17 protein-coding genes are annotated in these 19,259 nt (G+C 58.6%); 5 read left to right on the top strand and 12 right to left on the bottom strand.

Annotated features, from left to right (window positions below; genetic code table 11):
* The first annotated feature begins 75 nt into the window (after positions 1-75).
* The 3 genes from EBB79_RS04575 (at position 76) to EBB79_RS04565 (ending at position 2,725) form a co-directional block, all read left to right on the top strand.
* Positions 76-720, top strand: a complete 645-nt coding sequence (locus EBB79_RS04575; RefSeq protein WP_127747800.1) for a pyrimidine 5'-nucleotidase — start codon at positions 76-78, stop codon at positions 718-720.
* A 95-nt stretch (positions 721-815) separates the two neighbouring features.
* Positions 816-2,012 carry a UbiH/UbiF family hydroxylase gene (locus tag EBB79_RS04570; protein WP_127747799.1) on the top strand — a complete coding sequence of 399 codons (1,197 nt, stop codon included), beginning with the start codon at positions 816-818 and terminating at the stop codon, positions 2,010-2,012.
* Between the two features lie 44 nt (positions 2,013-2,056).
* On the top strand, positions 2,057-2,725 hold the full coding sequence (locus tag EBB79_RS04565) for a M50 family metallopeptidase (RefSeq protein WP_177627851.1): 669 nt from the start codon (positions 2,057-2,059) through the stop codon (positions 2,723-2,725).
* Here the strand turns inward: EBB79_RS04565 and EBB79_RS04560 are convergent.
* The 3 genes from EBB79_RS04560 to EBB79_RS04550 all read right to left on the bottom strand — a co-directional run bounded on the left by EBB79_RS04560 (position 2,713) and on the right by EBB79_RS04550 (position 4,897).
* On the bottom strand, positions 2,713-3,837 hold the full coding sequence (locus tag EBB79_RS04560) for an aminotransferase class V-fold PLP-dependent enzyme (RefSeq protein ID WP_127747798.1): 1,125 nt from the start codon (positions 3,835-3,837) through the stop codon (positions 2,713-2,715). The genes EBB79_RS04565 and EBB79_RS04560 overlap by 13 nt on opposite strands.
* A 149-nt stretch (positions 3,838-3,986) precedes the next feature.
* Positions 3,987-4,445: an Lrp/AsnC family transcriptional regulator gene (locus tag EBB79_RS04555; RefSeq protein ID WP_127747797.1), complete on the bottom strand. Its 459-nt coding sequence runs from the start codon at positions 4,443-4,445 to the stop codon at positions 3,987-3,989.
* Positions 4,442-4,897 carry an Lrp/AsnC family transcriptional regulator gene (locus EBB79_RS04550; RefSeq protein ID WP_127747796.1) on the bottom strand — a complete coding sequence of 152 codons (456 nt, stop codon included), beginning with the start codon at positions 4,895-4,897 and terminating at the stop codon, positions 4,442-4,444. The genes EBB79_RS04555 and EBB79_RS04550 overlap by 4 nt, the downstream gene beginning before the upstream one ends.
* A gap of 157 nt (positions 4,898-5,054) precedes the next feature.
* Between EBB79_RS04550 and ilvC the strand changes: the two genes are divergently transcribed.
* Both ilvC and EBB79_RS04540 read left to right on the top strand, forming a co-directional pair.
* Entirely contained in the window at positions 5,055-6,077 is a 1,023-nt protein-coding gene (ilvC, locus tag EBB79_RS04545; RefSeq protein WP_127747795.1) for a ketol-acid reductoisomerase, read from the top strand.
* An 85-nt stretch (positions 6,078-6,162) separates the two neighbouring features.
* A complete protein-coding gene (locus EBB79_RS04540) occupies positions 6,163-7,074 on the top strand; it encodes a DMT family transporter (protein ID WP_127747794.1) in 912 nt (303 codons plus the stop codon).
* Between the two features lie 64 nt (positions 7,075-7,138).
* On the opposite strand, the gene glmM is transcribed toward EBB79_RS04540, so the two are convergent.
* The 9 genes from glmM to EBB79_RS04495 form a co-directional block, all read right to left on the bottom strand.
* Positions 7,139-8,485, bottom strand: coding sequence for a phosphoglucosamine mutase (glmM, locus tag EBB79_RS04535; RefSeq protein WP_127747793.1), 1,347 nt, complete (start codon positions 8,483-8,485; stop codon positions 7,139-7,141).
* A gap of 21 nt (positions 8,486-8,506) precedes the next feature.
* Entirely contained in the window at positions 8,507-9,502 is a 996-nt protein-coding gene (gene folP / locus EBB79_RS04530; protein ID WP_127747792.1) for a dihydropteroate synthase, read from the bottom strand.
* Positions 9,499-10,419 (bottom strand): dihydroneopterin aldolase, encoded by a 921-nt coding sequence (locus EBB79_RS04525; protein WP_127747791.1) that lies wholly within the window; start codon positions 10,417-10,419, stop codon positions 9,499-9,501. The genes folP and EBB79_RS04525 overlap by 4 nt, the downstream gene beginning before the upstream one ends.
* Positions 10,420-10,570: 151 nt before the next feature.
* Entirely contained in the window at positions 10,571-11,212 is a 642-nt protein-coding gene (locus EBB79_RS04520; RefSeq protein WP_127747790.1) for a cell wall hydrolase, read from the bottom strand.
* Positions 11,213-11,389: 177 nt separating this feature from the next.
* Entirely contained in the window at positions 11,390-14,005 is a 2,616-nt protein-coding gene (locus EBB79_RS04515; RefSeq protein ID WP_127747789.1) for a putative PEP-binding protein, read from the bottom strand.
* A gap of 180 nt (positions 14,006-14,185) precedes the next feature.
* Complete coding sequence (glyS, locus tag EBB79_RS04510; protein WP_127747788.1) at positions 14,186-16,318, bottom strand: glycine--tRNA ligase subunit beta; 2,133 nt, start codon at positions 16,316-16,318, stop codon at positions 14,186-14,188.
* 9 nt (positions 16,319-16,327) lie between these two features.
* Positions 16,328-17,539, bottom strand: a complete 1,212-nt coding sequence (gene gltS / locus EBB79_RS04505; protein ID WP_127747787.1) for a sodium/glutamate symporter — start codon at positions 17,537-17,539, stop codon at positions 16,328-16,330.
* 30 nt (positions 17,540-17,569) lie between these two features.
* A complete protein-coding gene (locus EBB79_RS04500; RefSeq protein ID WP_177627772.1) occupies positions 17,570-18,097 on the bottom strand; it encodes a DUF6446 family protein in 528 nt (175 codons plus the stop codon).
* Between the two features lie 223 nt (positions 18,098-18,320).
* The gene (locus EBB79_RS04495; protein ID WP_127747786.1) at positions 18,321-19,250 is read right to left on the bottom strand and encodes a glycine--tRNA ligase subunit alpha; all 930 of its coding nucleotides are present in this window, start codon (positions 19,248-19,250) and stop codon (positions 18,321-18,323) included.
* Between the last annotated feature and the right edge of the window lie 9 nt (positions 19,251-19,259).

Here is a 19,259-nt window from a genome sequence, read left to right as displayed (position 1 = left end):
GGCTTGTGGGTCAATTCGGCGCGCTAAGATACGCTTTTGTTTGCAAATCCAGCCATCGCTGCCTAAAGCAGAGCCATGGTCAAAGACAGTTTTTCTCACGTAAATCATTGGGTGTTCGATCTGGACAACACCCTCTATCACCCCTCGGCCCGTCTGTTCGATCAGATCGAGGTCAAGATGACACGCTATGTCATGGACGCCCTCAACGTCGATCAGGCCGAGGCCAACCGTTTGCGCAATCTGTACTGGCAGCAGCACGGCACCACCCTGGCGGGATTGATGCGCGAGCATGATTTGGATCCGGTGCCCTATATGATTGAGGTCCATGATATTTCGTTGGATCACCTGCAAACAGATACCCTGCTAGCCGCCGGTATTCGCGCCCTGCCCGGACATAAAATTGTCTATACCAACGGCAGCGCCCCTTATGCGGAACGGGTGCTCGAGGCACGCGGGCTCAGCGGGTTGTTTGATGGCATCTATGGCGTTGAACACGCCGATTATCTGCCCAAACCTGAACAAGCAGCCTTTGAGCAGGTCTTTGCCCAAGCCGGAGTAGCCCCTGCAAGCGCTGCGATGTTCGAAGACGACCCGCGCAATCTGGCCGCGCCACATCTGATGGGCATGCGCACCGTGCATGTTGCTCCAGATCCACATGATGCCGACCACATCGAATACCACACAGATGACCTGGCAGGGTTCTTGCAGCACGTTACCTGACAGCACTCGGCGACGCCGCGCCTCTGCGACGGCTTGCGCCTTGCCATTCCTGTGCTCGACGGCCTAGATCAGACGGAACACTGGAGAGCTGACACATGGCCGATACCTGCGACATCCTGATTTCCGGCGGCGGCATTGCAGGCCTGACCGCGGCCTGCGCCTTTGCCTCGGCTGGCTTTGACGTGATCTGCGTTGACCCGACCGCCCCGGTGACCGAGCGCGATGCTGAAGGTGCAGATCTGCGGACCACCGCATTTTTGCAGCCCGCCCAGTTGTTGTTGCAGCGATGTGGGCTGTGGACCAAGCTGGCCGACCACGCCGCCGCGCTGCAGATCATGCGGATCGTCGATGCCGGCGGTGAACTGCCCGAGCCCCGTGTTATCAAGGATTTCAATGCTTCGGATCTGTCCGAAAATCCCTTTGGCTGGAACCTGCCCAACTGGTTGCTGCGGCGCGAGTTGCTGGCCCGACTGGCAGAACTGCCCAATGTCGACTTCCGCCCTGGTGTTGCCACCACCAGCCTGTTCACACGCACCGCCCAAGCCCGCATCGGGCTAAGTGATGACACCCGTGTCACCGCCACGCTTGTGGTGGCCGCGGACGGCCGCACCTCGCCCATGCGCGAGGCGGCAGGGATATCCGTCAGCACCACCAGATACGGTCAAAAGGCGCTGGCCTTTGCCGTCACCCATACGGTGCCGCATGACAACGTATCAACCGAGGTGCATCGCACCGGCGGGCCGTTCACCATGGTGCCCCTGCCCGATCATAACGGCAGTCCCAGTTCGGCGATTGTCTGGATGGACCGGGGCCCAAAGGCGCTGGACCTTATGGCGCTGCCAACCGAAGAGTTTGAGGCCGCCATGAACCGGCGCTCATGTGGGGTGCTGGGGGATCTGAAACTGGCCTCACGCCGCAGCATCTGGCCGATTATCAGCCAGTGCGCCGAGCGGCTGAATGGCGAACGTCTGGCCCTGATGGCCGAAGCCGCCCATGTGGTGCCGCCCATCGGTGCGCAGGGGTTGAACATGTCGCTGGGTGATTTGGCCTGCCTGTTGGATCTGGCCGAGGCACGCCGCGAGGGCTTGGGCGATGCGCAGATGCTCGAGGCCTATAACAAGGCTCGCCACAGTGAGATCAAACTGCGGGTCAAGGGCATCGACCTGCTGAACCGGACCTCGATGCTTGAGGCACGACCGCTGCGTGATATGCGGGCGGCGGCGCTGAACGCGTTCTATTCCATTGGGCCCATTCGCAAAACATTGATGCGAACCGGGTTGGGCTCCAGTTGACCCTGCAACAGATCAAACGATTTTGTGTCGGACACTGGCAATTGATGCTACTGACCGGGCTGATTTTTGCGCTGTGGTCGACCCCTGTGGTGATCCCGCTGAAAATCCTGATCGTGTTGCTGCACGAGCTGTCTCATGCGGGAATGACCCTGCTGACCGGCGGTGCGGTTGAAAGCCTGTCGATCAATCCGCAACAGGGCGGCGAGGTTCTGTCGCGGGGCGGCAATCGTTTTTTGACCCTCAGCGCCGGCTACTGCGGGTCGCTGATGATCGGCGTGACACTGTTTGTGCTGGCCCTGCGCACCAACTGGGACCGATATGTCATGACCCTGTTGGCCGGGGTGATATTGGTCGCAACCGCCCTATACGTGCGCGAGTTGTTTGCCTTTGCTTTTGGGATAGTGACCGGAGGGCTGATGATCGGCTCTGCCAAGTACATGCCACTCAGCCTGAATGATCTGGTTTTACGGGTCATCGGGCTCAGCAGTATGATTTTTGTGCCCTATGACATCTTCAGCGACACCATTGCCCGATCCTATCTGCGATCAGACGCCCGGATGCTTGCCGAAGAATTCGGCGGCCCCACTTTGTTTTGGGGCGGCGCCTGGTTCGCGATCGCTTTGGCCGTTATCGGCCTGTGTTTGCGTCACGGGTTGGGCCACGACAGCAACATAAAATTGCGTCGCGGCCCGCCAAAAAATCAGAGAACCTGATCCAGTGTCGCCTTAAGCCGAGCGATCGTGCCATCCACATCGTACAGCTTGTCCAGACCAAACAACCCCAGACGGAAGGTCTGAAAATCGTCGGGCTCGTCGCATTGCAGCGGCACACCGGCAGCAATCTGCATACCCTGAGCGGCAAATTTCTTGCCACTGCTGATCTCGCCATCAGAGGTGTAGCTGACCACCACGCCCGGAGCACCAAATCCATCAGCCGCAACCGAGGTCACACCTTTGGCCTTTAGCAGGGCCCGCACGCCGTCGCCCAATGCCCATTGCGCGTCGCGCAGCTTGGCAAATCCATAGTCGCGGGTCTCGGCCATGGTATCGCGAAAGGCGCGCAGGGAATCTGTTGGCATGGTCGCGTGATAGGCATGACCGCCGTTTTCATAGGCCACCATAATCTGGCGCCATTTCTTCAGATCGATAGAGAAACTGTCAGAACTGGTTGTCTCCAACCGCGCTGCGCCGCGCCCGGACAACATCACCAGGCCCGCACAGGGAGAGGCGCTCCAGCCTTTTTGCGGCGCTGAAATCAGCACATCAACCCCGGTTGCCTGCATATCGATCCAGGCACAGCCCGAGGCGATACAGTCCAGCACCATCAGCGCCCCAACCTCATGCGCAGCAGCGGCCATTGCCGTCACATACTCATCCGGCAGGATCACTCCGGCTGCGGTTTCCACATGCGGTGCAAAGACGATACCTGGCTTTTGCTCGCGGATGGCGGCGACCACCTCGTCAATTGGGGCGGGCGCAAAGGGCGCCGGGTTGGCATTGCCAGTTTGACGGGCCTTCATCACGGTGGCCGATGCGGTCAACCCACCGGTTTCAAAAATCTGGCTCCAACGGTACGAGAACCAGCCGTTGCGCACCACCAGCACATCTTCGCCACGGGCGAACTGACGGGCTACAGCCTCCATCGCGTAGGTGCCACCACCGGGGATCAGCGCAACCGCCTCGGCTTTGTAGACGTCCTTTAGCATCGCATTGATGTCCAGCATCACCTGCTGAAACGCCTTGGACATATGATTCAGCGAGCGGTCGGTGAAGACCACTGAAAATTCATCCATCCCATCTGGGTCGACGGTTTGCAAAAGTGCCATTTCTGGTCCTCCAATAAATGTGTTGCCCTACGGCTAACCTCTCTGGGCCCACTTGGTAAAGGGTTCTTTATTCGATCAGATTTCAGCGCCCGTGGCAAAGAACAGGAGCCTCCGGCGGGGATATTTTTGGCCAGATGAAGCCGGACCTGTCAGCCCAATGGTCCGGGGCGGCGTTCTTCACTTAGTAACACATTTGCCTCGACATCGCCCACACCGGGCAAGGTCATGACCCGGCGGCGCAGAACCCGCTCAAAATCCGCGATATCGCGGGCGGTCACCCGCAGGCGATAGTCATACATGCCCAACACATGCTCGACCGTCTGCACTTCGGGGATAGCGCTGACCGCGCGTTCAAAGTCATCCAGGCTGACTCGCCCTTTGGTCGCCAGTTTGACACCCAGAAAAACGGTAACACCAAATCCCAGTTTCTCACGGTCCAGATCAAGGCGGCGGCCCGCAATAATGCCGCTGTCTTGTAACCGTTTTATGCGCCGCCAGGTGGCGGGCTGGCTTAGCCCCAACTTGCGCCCCAACGCCCCCGCAGAGAGGGTGGCATCCTGGCTGAGGGCCAGCAGCAGTTGGCGGTCGGTATCATCGAGTTCATTCACAATGGTAACCCTTCATCGCTTTTGATCCGCGCGACATGCATCAGCGCTTCGATGTCGGCGATATGTGGCAGGGTCAGGATGCCAGCCCGGTAAATCTGCTGATAATGAGCCATATCGCGGGCGATCACTGACAATCGGACATCGACCCGGCCCAGAAAGGTCTGAATTTCGATCACCTCGGGAATGTCCCGCGCGGCCTCGATGAAGTCGTCAAAGGCGCGGGTCTGGGTCTTGTCCAATGTCACCCGCAGGCTGACCTCGACCGCATAGCCAAGTGCGCGCCAATTGATCACCGCATGTTGACCACGCAGCACAGCGCTGTCGCGCAGCTTGTCCAGCCGCCGGGTCAGGCGCGATACAGATACCCCTAAACGATCACCAAGATCCGGAACCGATTGGGCGGGGTCACTTTGCAAGTGGCGCAGTATGCGCCGGTCAAGATCATCAAGCATGATTTAGTCGATAAATGAAAATACTGCGCATGAATAGTCCGAATATTCTCTGGAAATCCCGGAATTTCCTCTCGAACCTTTGAACCGCATCGCTATGATCGCCACAGGTATCAAAAGCAGGCATCAAAACCTGTCATCAAACAAAGAGGACGTGAACATGCGCGTTTATTACGATCGCGATTGCGACATCAACCTGATCAAAGACAAAAAAGTGGCAATCCTGGGCTATGGCTCGCAGGGTCACGCGCACGCACTGAACCTGCGCGATTCCGGCGCCAAGAACCTTGTTGTCGCGCTGCGCGAAGGCTCTGCATCGGCCAAGAAAGCCGAAGGCGAAGGCCTGAAAGTTATGGGCATTGCAGAAGCTGCTGCCTGGTGTGACGTGATCATGTTCACCATGCCTGATGAGCTGCAGGCTGAAACCTACAAGAAATACGTCCACGACAACATCAAGCCCGGCTCGGCCATCGCATTTGCCCATGGCCTGAACGTCCACTTTGGCTTGATTGAGCCAAAAGAAGGCGTCGACGTGATCATGATGGCGCCAAAGGGCCCAGGTCACACCGTGCGCGGCGAATACACCAAAGGCGGCGGCGTGCCTTGCCTGGTTGCCGTTGACAAAGATGCAACCGGCAAAGCGCTGGAAATTGGCCTGTCCTACTGTTCCGCCATCGGTGGCGGTCGTTCCGGCATCATCGAAACCAACTTCCGCGAAGAGTGTGAAACCGATCTGTTCGGTGAACAGGCTGTTCTGTGTGGTGGTATCGTTGAGCTGATCCGCATGGGTTTTGAGACCCTGGTCGAAGCCGGTTACGAGCCAGAAATGGCCTATTTCGAGTGCCTGCACGAAACCAAACTGATCGTGGACCTGATCTATGAAGGCGGCATTGCCAACATGGACTACTCAATCTCCAACACAGCCGAATACGGTCAATACGTTTCCGGTCCGCGCATTTTGCCTTACGACGAAACAAAGGCAAACATGAAAGCCGTTCTGAACGACATTCAGTCCGGCAAGTTTGTCCGCGATTTCATGCTGGAAAACGCTGTAGGTCAGCCAACAATCAAGGCATCGCGTCGCGCCAACGACGAGCACCAGATCGAACAGGTTGGTGGCAAACTACGCGCCATGATGCCTTGGATCTCGGCCGGAAAAATGGTCGACAAAGCCAAGAACTAAAACGCGCGGGCGGCCCTGTCGCCCAACCGATACTATTCCTAGGGTGCCCCGGATCGGGGCACCCTTTTCATCTTGAGGCGACGACATGAGTGCATCTGCGGGAACATTGAACTGGATCAAGCTGCTGGCCCTAGGCCTGATCTGGGGCGCGTCTTTCATGTTCATCTCAGTTGCTTTGCGCGATCTGGGGCCGCTGACCATCGTGGCCGGACGTGTCGGGTTGGGCGCATTGATACTGCTGGTCATCATCCGGATGCGGCGCATTGGCCTGCCAAGCCTAAGCGACAGCAACGGGCGTCTTGTCTGGGCGTCAGCCGTCGCAATGGGATTTTTTTCCAGCGCCCTGCCCTTTGCCATGCTCAGCTGGGGTCAGAAATACGTCGCCAGTGGCTTTGCCGGAGTCAGCATGGCCGTCGTACCGCTATTTGTTTTACCGCTGGCCCATTTTCTGGTTCCCGGCGAGCGGTTGACCCTGCGACGTGGCATTTGTTTTCTAATCGGATTTGCCGGCGTTGTAGTATTGATCGGCTTTGATGCCCTCAAACTGATCGGCAGCGACTACGAGGCTCTGGCCCGGATTGCCTGCCTTGGCGCGTCGCTCTGTTATGCCGCCGGAGCAATTATCACCCGACTGTGTCCCAAAACCGATATGCTATCCTTGTCCGCAGCGGCCTTGCTGTCGGCGACAGTCATTATCCTGCCTTTTGCACTGGCGATAGAAGGCCTTCCCGCGATGCCATCGGCAATGTCACTGGCGGCTATTGTCTATCTGGGACTGTTCCCAACAGCCCTGGCGCAGGTGCTGCTGGTTCAGGTCATTCGCGATGCTGGCCCCAGCTTTATGTCGCTGGTCAATTACCAGGTCCCGGTTTGGTCGGTGTTGTTTGGCGTTGTCCTGCTGAACGAGCTATTGCCGCCGCAGCTTTACCTCTCCCTCGTTCTGATCCTGGGTGGCCTGCTTCTAAGTGGCAAACGCCGTCAGGCCTTACCAGGCTGACAGTTCAAAGGTCAGTTTGAAACGCATCAAGGCAACACAGGAAAACAAAACAGAATACAGACGCCTAGACGCTTACGGCTTCCGTAACTGCATCAACCACCGAACCAACAGAGACGTTAAGCAATCCCTCGTCCTCGCATTCGGCCATCACCCGGATCAAAGGTTCGGTGCCTGACTTGCGGATCAGCAAACGACCGTGACCGTTCAAAGCCCGCTCCGCCGAGTGGATCGCCTGCTGAACGGCCTCCACCTCCAGCGGTGTCTGACCCGCTTTAAAGCGTACATTTTTCAACAGTTGCGGCACCGGTTGGAACTGCCGCGCCAAATGCGACGCAGGCTGTTCGGTGCGGACCATCTCGGCCAGGAAGTGCAGCCCGGCCATCAAGCCATCACCGGTGGTGGCATGGTCTGACATCACAATATGGCCGGACTGTTCGCCACCCAGATTATAGCCACCGCTGCGCATCCGTTCGACCACGTAACGGTCGCCAACGGCGGTGCGTTCCAACCCGATGTTGCGATCATTCAGAAACCGTTCCAGACCCAGGTTAGACATAACGGTGGACACCAGCGCATTGCCGGCCAGCAGACCCTTCTCTGCCCAGCGTGAGGCCAGCAGCCCCATCAACTGATCGCCGTCGGCAACGGCACCCGTTTCATCAATCAGGATCACCCGGTCCGCATCGCCATCCAGGCAAATCCCCACATGGGCACCGTGGGCCACAACGGCCTCGGCTGCGGTTTGCGGATGGGTCGAGCCACATCCCCGGTTGATATTGACGCCGTCCGGCGACACGCCAATTGGCACCACCTCGGCGCCCAGTTCCCACAGAATTTCCGGTGCGGCACGATAGGCGGCCCCATTGGCGCAGTCGACAACCACTTTCAATCCGTCAAACCGGATATCCCGGGGCAGTGAGCTTTTGACCCGCTCACCATAGCGGAACCGCGCGTCATCGATCCGCTTGGCCCGGCCAATGTTGGCCGTCTGGGCAGGTTCAACGCCGGCTTCTATCAGAGCTTCCAGTTCCATCTCGGCGCTATCTGACAGTTTAAAACCGTCAGGTCCGAAAAACTTGATACCGTTGTCCTCGGCTGGATTGTGGCTGGCCGAGATCATCACCCCCAAATCCGCGCGCATAGAGCGGGTCATCAGACCTACGGCAGGCGTCGGCACTGGCCCCATCAGAAGCACGTTCATGCCCGTGGATGTCAGCCCCGCAGTCAGCGCATTTTCAAACATATAGCCAGACAAGCGGGTGTCCTTGCCAATCACCACCCGGTGCACACCCGAGGCATCTCGCCGGAAATACCGTCCCACAGCTGCACCAATGCGCAGGGCCATTTCTGCCGTCATAGGATGAATATTGGCCGTGCCCCGCACGCCGTCTGTACCGAATAGTTTGCGCATTGTAGTCTTTCTTGTCGGGCCTTAACGGGCTGCCTGCCAAAGCCGCACCGCCTGCGCCGTTGCGGCGACATCATGTACCCTAAGGAATTGCACGCCTTGGGCCAGGGCCGCAAGGCCTACGGCGATTGACCCCGGAGCCCGCGCTGTAGCCTGCGGTTCTTTGCCGATTGTCCCGATGAAACCCTTGCGGGAGACACCCAGCAGGATCGGGCAGCCCAGCGCGTGAAATATTGCTATGCCACGCAACAGCGCCAGATTGTGGTCAAGTGTTTTACCAAACCCAATGCCCGGATCGATAACAATCTGATCGCGCAACACGCCCACCGCCTCAAGCCGGTCGATCTGGGCAGCAAGGAAATCATAGACATCCAGAAGTACATCTTCGTAGATGGGTTCGTCCTGCATCGTGGCCGGATCACCCTGGGCATGCATGATACATACAGGCACACCGGCCTGTGCCACCAAAGGCGCCAGCGCCGTGTCAAAGGTAAATCCCGAGACGTCATTGACCAGATTTGCCCCCGAAGACAGAGCCTCGGCGGCGACGGGCGCCTTGCGGGTATCAATCGAAATGGCAACCCCAGTGGCAGCGCTGAGTGCAGCAATAACCGGCGCCGTGCGCGAAATCTCGTCGTCTTCTGAGACATAGGCAGCCCCAGGACGCGTGGATTCACCGCCAATATCGATAAGACTGGCGCCATCCGATATCATTTGCCGGGCCGCAGCGACCGCCGCGCCCAGTTCATCATACTGACCGCCATCGGAAAAACTGTCCGGCGTAACGTTTAAAATCCCCATCAGCTGTGGTTGGCCCAGATCCAGACCTGCTATGGTCGGTCGGTGCCCAGACAGACGGCGCAGGGTCTGCTCGGGCACCAGCCCTGCAGGAATGATGCGCGACGGAGAGCGCCGGTCAAGAGCCTCGACATGGGTAAACCACAACGATCCACCAGCCAGTTCAACCGCCCCCTCAGGACGGGCATCGCCCTGCTGAAGAAGAGGGCGGTAATAGGTCATATCGTAGCTTGATCCACAGACACAGCGCGCAAGGGTACACTTGGATTTTCTGGCAGGTCAGCGCCAATTACAATCAGCTCTCCGGCCCCTAGGGTCGCTGCGAACCAAACTGCCAGTTCCACCGGTTGGGACGGTGCCGCCGAAGGGCCATCAACCGCATCGAGAACAATTTTGGACGGAGCCCAAACACTGATCTGGCCGTTTTTCATTGCCCAATCCAGCTCGGTCCGGGTGGAAACGACCACGCAGCGATCGTCATGCGCGGCCAGACGCCAGGCGTTTTGTTCAATCGCCAGCAAATCGATCCGCCGTTCGGTCATTTTGTGACCAGTCCGTGGCACCTCCAATCCGTGCGCCCCGACGCACAGAATCAACGGCCGTTGGCGACATTGCATCTGGTCGATCCAGCCGGAAAAATTGTCGCTGTCGATTGCCCCATTGCTGAGATAAAGAAGCCGCGGATGCGGCGGCTCTTCCACTTCCGCATCATGGTCAACTTGATCGCGTGAGCGGACAATCTCAACTCCAAGCGCGCCGGGACCACGATCCAGTTTTTCGATCCGCACAAAGGCCCGCACGGCCTGCGGCTCCAGCAGGATACGCTCAGCGACCCGGTCAGCCAGCGTTTCCAGCAGGTTCAGCCGCTCATCCGCCAGCTCATGTGCAATGGCCTCGGTGACGCGGTCATAGGACAGAATGCGATCCACATCATCGTCCACATCATCGGGCAGCGGTTCGACTTCGACCACCACGTTAAAACAGATCCGCTGGGTGGTACCGCGCTCAGCTTGGAACGCACCTATTTCAACGTCAACGATATGGTTGCGCAGCGAAATACGATCCAAGACCCGACCGGTTGCCATTGCGGCTGCACGTTCGGATGGATGTTCAAACGCAAGACGTATTTCTGAACTCATGGGATCGTGCCTTTGGCTATCAATAGCAGAAGATGGTAATACACATTAGGCGATGCGGGGCTGAAAAACAGCCCCACTTGCGTCCTGACTCTGGTGAAATGCGTCACCCGGGAAGTTACACTGCAATCTTTGTTGAGGTAACCGTAGCGCTTTATTCGCTAGACGCCGTGCGATACCGCTCGTCACGGTAGAACAGATGCACGCCAATTTGGGCCGTGTTTGTAAACACCCGGCTCCAGCGCGGCCGTACAGCCGTGGTATGATAATAAGTGGCCCCATCCGTCAGCTCTTCCTGGACGCCATCCAAAACCGCACGCGCAACTTTGGCAACCCGCGCATAGGCCTGACGTTCACCAATTACCTCGGTCCGCCCATCACAGTTATAACTGAACTGACATTGATTAAGACGCCCCGTGCCCTGCTTGACAACGCCGCAGACAGAGTTCGGAAATTGAGCGCTTTTGACCCGGTTCAGGATCACTTCGGCCACGGCAAATTGTCCCTTTACAGCCTCGCCGCGTGCCTCAAAGTAAAGCGCCTGCGCAAGACACTCAAAATTTGCGTCACCGGCGGCTGCAGGCTGGGCATCCAGCCAGGTTGTGGAATAACTCATCTGCTTTGTTTTGGCGGGCTTGCGTCCAAAGAACAAAAAACCACCCGAACGCTGCCTGGAGGTTGACGTTTGAGTCGATTGATCGCGTTGGAACAGGCGCCCCAGCGCAGTCTCAGCAATGGCCGCACCGGGCGAAGCCAAAGTCACCGCAACACAGGCGGCCAATACAAAAGATCTCATTTTGAGATACCCCCAGGTACCGGATGGTCGCGCCAACCGTCCATTCATGCGCGGGGTTCACCTACCCTAATGTCTGGAAAAGGTCCAGTTTTCCTAAAATATGCAACTCAGAACAGAGATCTAACAAGAGATTAACCCCTCTAGCACGTATTCGAAACAGCCCTGATTTCACTAAATCTAGGCGGAGGCTGGGAGCTCTCCCGCTAACATATGTGCAATCGCCAATTGAGCTGCGGCCAATCGCGCCACTGGCACCCGAAAGGGTGAACAGGACACATAATCGAATCCAGCAGCCCGGCAGAAGGCAATCGATTCGGGGTTACCGCCATGTTCGCCGCAGATTGACAGGGTCACGCCGGGGTTGCTCTCGCGGCCCCGTTGCACTCCAAGCTTCAACAATTCGCCGACCCCTTCAACGTCCAGAACATGGAACGGGTCTTCGGCAAACACCTCTTGGCGTACATAATCGGACATGAAACGACCAGCATCATCGCGCGACAATCCATAGGTCATCTGAGTAAGGTCATTGGTCCCAAAACTCAGAAACGCCGTGTGCGGTGCGATATCCGCAGCCCGCAACGCCGCGCGCGGTGTTTCGACCATAACACCAAGCCGAAAATCGAATTCCACTCCACGTTCAGATTTCACCGCCGCCGCCACGGCATCAATGCGGGCCTTGACCAGTTCCACCTCACGCTTGGCTGATACCAATGGGATCATGATTTCCGGCACCACCGGCGCCCCCTCTTTCGAGGCATCCAGCGCAGCTTCGAAAATAGCCCGGGCCTGCATGTCATAGATCTCGGGGACCGTGACCCCCAGCCGCACACCGCGCAGACCCAGCATTGGGTTGTACTCACCCATTTCCTCGACCCGGCGGGTGACATCACGGACTGGAATCCCCAGTGCCTCGGACAGCTCTCGCTGGCCAGTCCGGGTGGTGGGCAGGAATTCATGCAACGGCGGATCAAACAAGCGAATACAGACCGGCATTCCGGCCATAATGCGGAACAGCTCATAAAAATCGCCACGCTGCATCGGCAACAATCGCGCCAGTACTGCCGCTCGCCCGAACGAGGTCTCGGCAAAAATCATCTCGCGCATCACCGTCAGGCGACCCGGTTCAAAGAACATGTGCTCGGTACGGCACAGGCCAATACCCTGCGCATCGAAATTGCGCGCCAGTTGCGCATCCGCCGGGGTATCAGCATTGGCCCGAATGCCAATGTCGCGCTCGGCATCTGCCCAGCCCATCAGGGTCTGAAACGCATCATCCAGAGCCGCCTCCAGCATGGCAGGTTGCCCAGCCAGAACCTCTCCCGAGCTGCCATCGATGGTGACAATATCCCCCGCTTTGAATACCCGGCCCTCAGTGGTGACCAGCTGCTTTTCCTTGCTGAGAAACTTCAAGCTTGAGGCCCCAACGATACAGGGCAGCCCCAGGCCACGGCCAATCACTGCCGCATGGCTGGTGATGCCGCCCTTTTCAGTCAGCACCGCCACTGCCGCATGCATGCCACGAATATCCTCAGGCGAAGTCTCGCGGCGCACCAGAATACAGGGCTCCCGCCGCGACGCGCTGGCCTGAGCCTCGGCAGCAGTAAAGACCAACCGGCCTGTCGCAGCGCCGGGACTGGCAGCAATTCCAGTGCCAATCACTTCGCGCGTGGCCAATGGGTCCACCTGGCGGTGCAGCAATTCATTCAGCGAATGCGCGTCAATGCGCATCACCGCCTCTTGCGGCGAGATGATGCCATCCTCGGCCAAAGCCACGGCAATTCGCACTGCCGCACGCGCCGAGCGCGCCACCCGTACGCCATCCAGAATATGCACATGGCCATTCTCAATAACAAACTCGACTTGCATCGCTTCCCGCAGACGCTGCCGCATCAGCGCCGCATGCGATTTCAAATCCGCAAAGGCCGCAGGTGCCACATCTGCCAAGGCCGGTCCGCGCGGATCCTGCTCAAGATATAATGCCGCAGCGCCAGCGCCCAAAGCATCACGACCTTGCGATTGGCTGAGATAGCGGCCGGTAATCTGCGGCTTGCCGGTTTGTGAGTTGATCAGCTGCAACACACCTGATCCACATTCACCCTGCCCCAGCCCCGGCACCATTTCCTGCACCACCAGCCCCAGCCCCGCATCTACCGGGGCCCCCTTGGCCTGGCGCAACAACCGTGCTGTGGTCCCATCCCAGGCCCGCGCCATAGAGCGCAACACCGCCGCCAGTTGTTCGCCACGATCCTGTGGAAATGCCTCATCCGTTTCGGCTTCATAGGCCTGCAGAATAAGGCCCAATGCCTCGGGTCCGTCTTCTGAAACCGCGTCAAACACATCCGGGTCCAACCGCGCCACATGCACCGCATAAGACTGCACAAACCGCAAATACAGCGCCGCCGCGGCCTGCGCCCCCATGCTGTCACACAGATCCACATAGCGGGCGTCATTCATGCCCACATTCAGAACCGCCCCAGGCCCCCCCCAATCGGGATCCTCGGATGAAGGTCGCACACAAAGCAAAGCATCGTCAGGAAACTCACCCAGGATCGTCGCCAGTTCCGGCATCTGCCCCTCGGCTATGCCCCTCACAGCATCAAACGACAGGGCTACGGTACAAGGCACCGGCAGGTCCAGCCGCACCAACCGCTGAAGGCACTTGGCTCGCCCGCCATGGGCATTGGCGGCAATCGGGGCATCTGACGTGATCAGCGCCGCAAACGGGATCTCTGGCAATTGTTTCTGCACTGCAGCACCTTTCCTTTGCCCTGCAGCATAAAGCGGTGCGCCCATGGTGCAAGCGCCGAGTGCTGCGTGCAAGCACGCAGCCGACATTGCACGACCAGGGGTCGCGCAATGTCTTTGCCTCCGGCGGGAGTATTTTTGAAAAAGTGAAGGGGCCCCTTGGTGCGCCCAGTTGTTCACCTTTATTTAACTACTCCGGGGTCCGGGGCTGGCCCCGGTCCGGCGAATTCAACCTTCAACCTTCGTCAAATCGGCGACCTGACCACAGATCTGACGAATCTGATGCAGCAAGTTCAAGCGGTTGCGGCGCACCACCTCATTGTCGTCATTCACCTGCACTGCCTCAAAGAACGCATCGATCGGCGCGCGCAGCGCCGCCATGCTGCCCATGGCAGCCGCGAAATCTTCGGCCTCGATGGCTGAAGAGATCGCCCCCTCGTTCAAGGCAAGTGCTTCGAACAGAGCAATTTCGGTTGCATCCTTGGCGAATTTCACATCACCCCCATAGGAGTACTCGACCCCGTCTTTGGTTTCGGCCTGGGTCAGGATGTTGTTGGCGCGTTTATAGCCTTGTAGCAGGTTGGTGCCGTCGTCGGATTTCATGAAATTCTCAAGCGCGCGGGCGCGTTTGACCAGCAGGGTCAGATCATCATTGCCATCCATGGCGATACAGGCGTCAATGACGTCATGGCGGATACCCTGATCGCGCAAGAAGACTTTGAGGCGATCGTGGAAGAAGGAGAGGAGGTTATCGGACAGCTCGCGGTGATAAGCGTCCGAACGCTCGGCGTCGGTTCCCTGATACTTTTCCCTTTCAAAGAAAGATTGCTCAGGAAAGCTACGCACTCCGTCGAAAAACAGCATCGACAGTTTCGCGCGTACATCATTCTCCAACACCAACCGAATAACCCCCAATGCGGCGCGGCGAAGTGCAAATGGATCTTTCGAACCAGTAGGAAGTTCATCAATCGCCCAGAACCCGGTCAGCGTGTCCAGCTTATCTGCCAGCGCCACGGCAACCGAACCCGGCTCGGTTGGCACGTCATCCGATGGGCCCTGTGGCGAATAATGCGCTTCGCAGGCATTGGCCACCTCTTGCGGCAGGCCTGCAGCCTCGGCGTAGTAGCGGCCCATCAGGCCCTGCAACTCGGGGAATTCATAGACCATTTCGGATGACAGATCGGCCTTGGCCACCTTTGCGGCCTGCTCGGCCAGGTCGGGGTCAGCGCCCACGGCCGGGGCAATCTCACGCGCCAGAGCGGCGATGCGGGCGATCCGGTCCGCCTGGGTGCCCAGCTTGTTGTGGAAGGTCACATTGGACAGGGCCTCGGTCCAAGTCTCCATGCCATCCTTGGCGACGCGCAGGTCGTTTTCCCAGAAAAACTTGGCATCGGCCAGACGCGCACTCAGCACCTTTTGATTGCCAGCCAGAATGGTGGCGCCATTGTCCTCAGTGTCGCGGTTGGCGACGGTGACAAAGCGCTCGATCCGGTTGGTTTTTGGATTGCGCACCGAGAAGAACTTCTGGTGCTCGCGCATAGAGGTTTGCAACACTTCCGCAGGCAGCGACAGGAACTCCTCGTCGATTGCGCCCATCAACACCACGGGGTGTTCGACCAGACCGGCGACCTCAGCCAGAAGGCCTTTGTCTTCGACCAGTTCCAACCCGTTGGCAAAGGCCTGATTGCTTGCGTCCTGCCAAATCGCCTCGGCCCGCTCTTCCGGGTCCAGCACCACAAAGGCGCGTTTTAGTTTGGCGGCGTAATCGTCAAAACCGGTGACGGTGAAGGCGTCCGGCGCCATGAACCGGTGCCCACGGGTGCTATTGCCCGCGACAATACCGTCGACATCCAGCGCGACAACCTCGCTGCCGACCTCATCCGACAACATACACAGGATAGAATGAAGCGGACGCACCCATTTCAGCGAACCGGTCCCCCAGCGCATGGACTTGGGCCATGGGAAGTTGCGAATGGTGGCGTCCAGCACTTCGGCGATGATATCTGCCGCCGGGCGGCCGGGCTTTTCAATGCTGGCGAAATAGATCGCGCCCTTGGGGGTGTCACGTTCCACAAGTTGGTCACGGGTCAGACCAGCCCCACGCAAGAAGCCCTCGATCGCTTTGTCAGGTGCACCGACCTTCGGCCCTTTGCGCTCTTCATGCACGGTGGGTGATGCGGCCAGTAGACCGTCAATCGCCAAAGTCAGGCGGCGTGGCGTCGACAGAGCATGGGCGCCCGCATAGGTCAGACCTGCTTCGACCAGGCCATCACTCATCCGCTTTTTCAGATCATCGGCGGCACGGCGTTGCATACGAGCCGGGATTTCCTCGGAAAACAGTTCAATCAGCAGGTCGGGCATCTGGGGTCCTCAGAAGTTCACAATCATCTGGATGACGATGGCATTGGCGATATCAACAAAGAAAGCGGATACAAGGGGCAGCACCACAAAGGCAATAGGCGATGGGCCATAGCGCTTGGTGACCGCGGTCATATTGGCAATGGCCGTGGGGGTTGCGCCCAGCGCAAAGCCACCAAATCCAGCGGCCAGAACGGCGGCGCGGTAGCCACTGCCCAGCATTGGAAACAGCACATAAAGCACAAAGGCAACGGCAAAGGAGGTCTGGGCAGTCATGATCACCACTATCGCCAGCCCCAGTTCGGCAATGGTCCACAGCTGCAACGCCATCAGCGACATCGCCAGAAACGCGCCCAGCGAAAACTCCGAGACCAGCGCCAGGGCTGGCGTACGCGAGACCGCGGCGGCCTTTGGAAACATGAAGCTGCGGATATTGGCGATCAGAATGCCTGCGATCAGGCAGGGCACAAACAACGGCAGCTTTAATCCTGCCGCCTCAATCAGCGCCGATCCGGCATAGCCCAGTATAATGGCAAGGTTCAGGTACAACATCACCCGCATCAGGCTAAGATGGTCGATCTGAGCGGCCGGGGCGCGGTCTTCGTCGGGCAGGCCAACCGTGGCCCCCTCATCCGGTCGCGCCGGGGCCAAATTGTTGCGGGTGATCAGAATGCGCGCCACCGGTCCACCCACCAGCGCCGCCAGAACCAAGCCCAGTGTGGCCACAGCTACACCCAGTTCGGTTGCGCCTGCCAGGCCCGTGGCCGCTGCCACGTCCGGAGCCCAGGCAATTGCCGTGCCGTGACCGCCGATCAGTGACGCCGAGCCAAACAGCACTCCGGCCTGCGCTGGATAGCCAAACAGCACGGCGCCAGCTGCCCCGATAATGTTCTGGGCAATAATGGTCATCAGGGTCAGCACCAACAGGATCAGCAAGGGCTTACCGCCGGCGATCAGGTCACTCAGCCGTGCATTCAGGCCAATACCGGCAAAGAACAGCACCAGAAAGAAATCACGGCTGGCCATCTCAAACTCAACAGCGCGACCGAATCCCAGGTAGATAACCAGCACCACCAGCGCCGCCAGCAAGCCGCCGGTCACCGGTTCGGGAATATTGAACCGGCGCAGGATCTCGACCTGCGCGTTCAACCGCGCGCCCAGCAGAAACACCGCGAACCCAAGGGTCACGGTGAGAAATTCAGGAATGATAAGGGCCATGGTCATATCACACTCCGTCCGCCTGCGGGCTCTGGGTTACTGGCTTGCTACCGGCAGGTCCGGACAGGTCTCGCCCACGACTGTGCCGTCATAGGCCTTTTTGCCGCAATTGTTCAGCTCATGCCAGACGTAGCCTTTGCCGTCATCCGTCACGGCGACAACGCGATCTACACCGTATGAGATATTCTTGACCGACAAGAATGCCGTAGCAGTTCCCGCTTCCAGTTCAGCGCCCAGGGCCTGGGCATCGAAACAGTCAAACCAACCCGGTGCGATACGGGGTTTTTGCCCCTGCAACACAGTATAGGACTGGGCCAGTTCATCGCGGGTCAGTTCAGTTGTAAAGCAGGCACGATAGCGGATCGGAGAGCTGCTGGCGTCAATGGCCTGGAAATCGCCATAGGCTATGGCCCGGCTGTCGTCGCCAGTTTGCGGCACCAGCACCACATCCAGCCCCGGGCGCAGTTTGACCTCTTCATAATAGGCATAGACCTGCAGATAATAGATGGCCGCGCCTGCGCCCACTGCACAGATGACGATAAATGCGGCAAGAAACTTGGCCATTATGAGTGTTGTCCTTTTGGCTGGTATTGCGGGGCATCGCCCCTTTTTGTCTTGTCCAGTCCAAAGGACTGTTCCTGACCGCGATTGCGGTTGCAATGATGACGGACGGACTGAAAGCTCTACTGCCGGGTTTGGCCTGACCCAAAACGGGTTGTAAAAGTAAGATCTGTCGCGGCCCGGCCGACCGGCCGAGCAAAACCAAAGGTCATCGCGACAGCGGTCATCACGCCGCCCAGCCACCTGCTGTAGTCTGCACAAAAGCATCGGCACATTGCTTGGCCAGTGCACGTACCCGGCCAATATAGGCCTGACGTTCGGTGACCGAAATCACGCCGCGCGCATCCAGCAGGTTAAAGATGTGGCTGGCCTTGATGCACTGGTCATAGGCTGGGTGCGCCATGACAATGCGTTTGCCAGTCTTGGGGTCTTCGGCGGGCTGCGACAGGATCGTAGCACATTCGACCTCGGCCTCCTCAAACTGGCGCAGCAGCACTTCGGTATTGGCGGTGTCAAAGTTCCACCGGGCGTATTCTTCCTCGGTCTGCTTGAACACATCGCCATAGGTCAGCGGAATTGGTGCATCCGGGTCGTTGAACGGCATGTCCATGACGTGATCGACACCCAGAACATACATCGCCAGACGTTCCAGCCCATAAGTCAGCTCGCCTGAGACAGGGCTGCAATCATAACCACCAATCTGCTGGAAATAGGTGAACTGGCTGACTTCCATACCGTCACACCAAACTTCCCAACCCAGACCCCAGGCTCCCAGTGTCGGGCTTTCCCAGTCATCCTCGACGAACCGGATGTCGTGCAGCTCCATATTGATGCCAATGGCCGCAAGCGAGCCAAGATACAGCTCTTGCAGATTGGGCGGGCTGGGTTTGATCAGCACCTGATACTGATAAAAGTGCTGCAAGCGGTTGGGATTTTCCCCATAGCGGCCGTCGGTGGGACGGCGTGACGGCTGAACATAGGCGGCAGCCCAGGGTTTTGATCCCAGCGAGCGCAGCGCCGTTGCCGGGTGAAAGGTACCGGCGCCCACTTCCATGTCATAAGGCTGCAACATCGCACAGCCCTTGCTGGCCCAATAGCTCTGAAGCCGCAGGAGGATCTCTTGGAACGAGCGCGGAGCGCCATTGGTCTGGGTCATGTCTGTTTC

Source organism: Parasedimentitalea marina (genome assembly GCF_004006175.1).
Taxonomy (GTDB): Bacteria; Pseudomonadota; Alphaproteobacteria; order Rhodobacterales; family Rhodobacteraceae; genus Parasedimentitalea; species Parasedimentitalea marina.
This window is presented reverse-complemented; position numbering and strand designations above follow the sequence as displayed.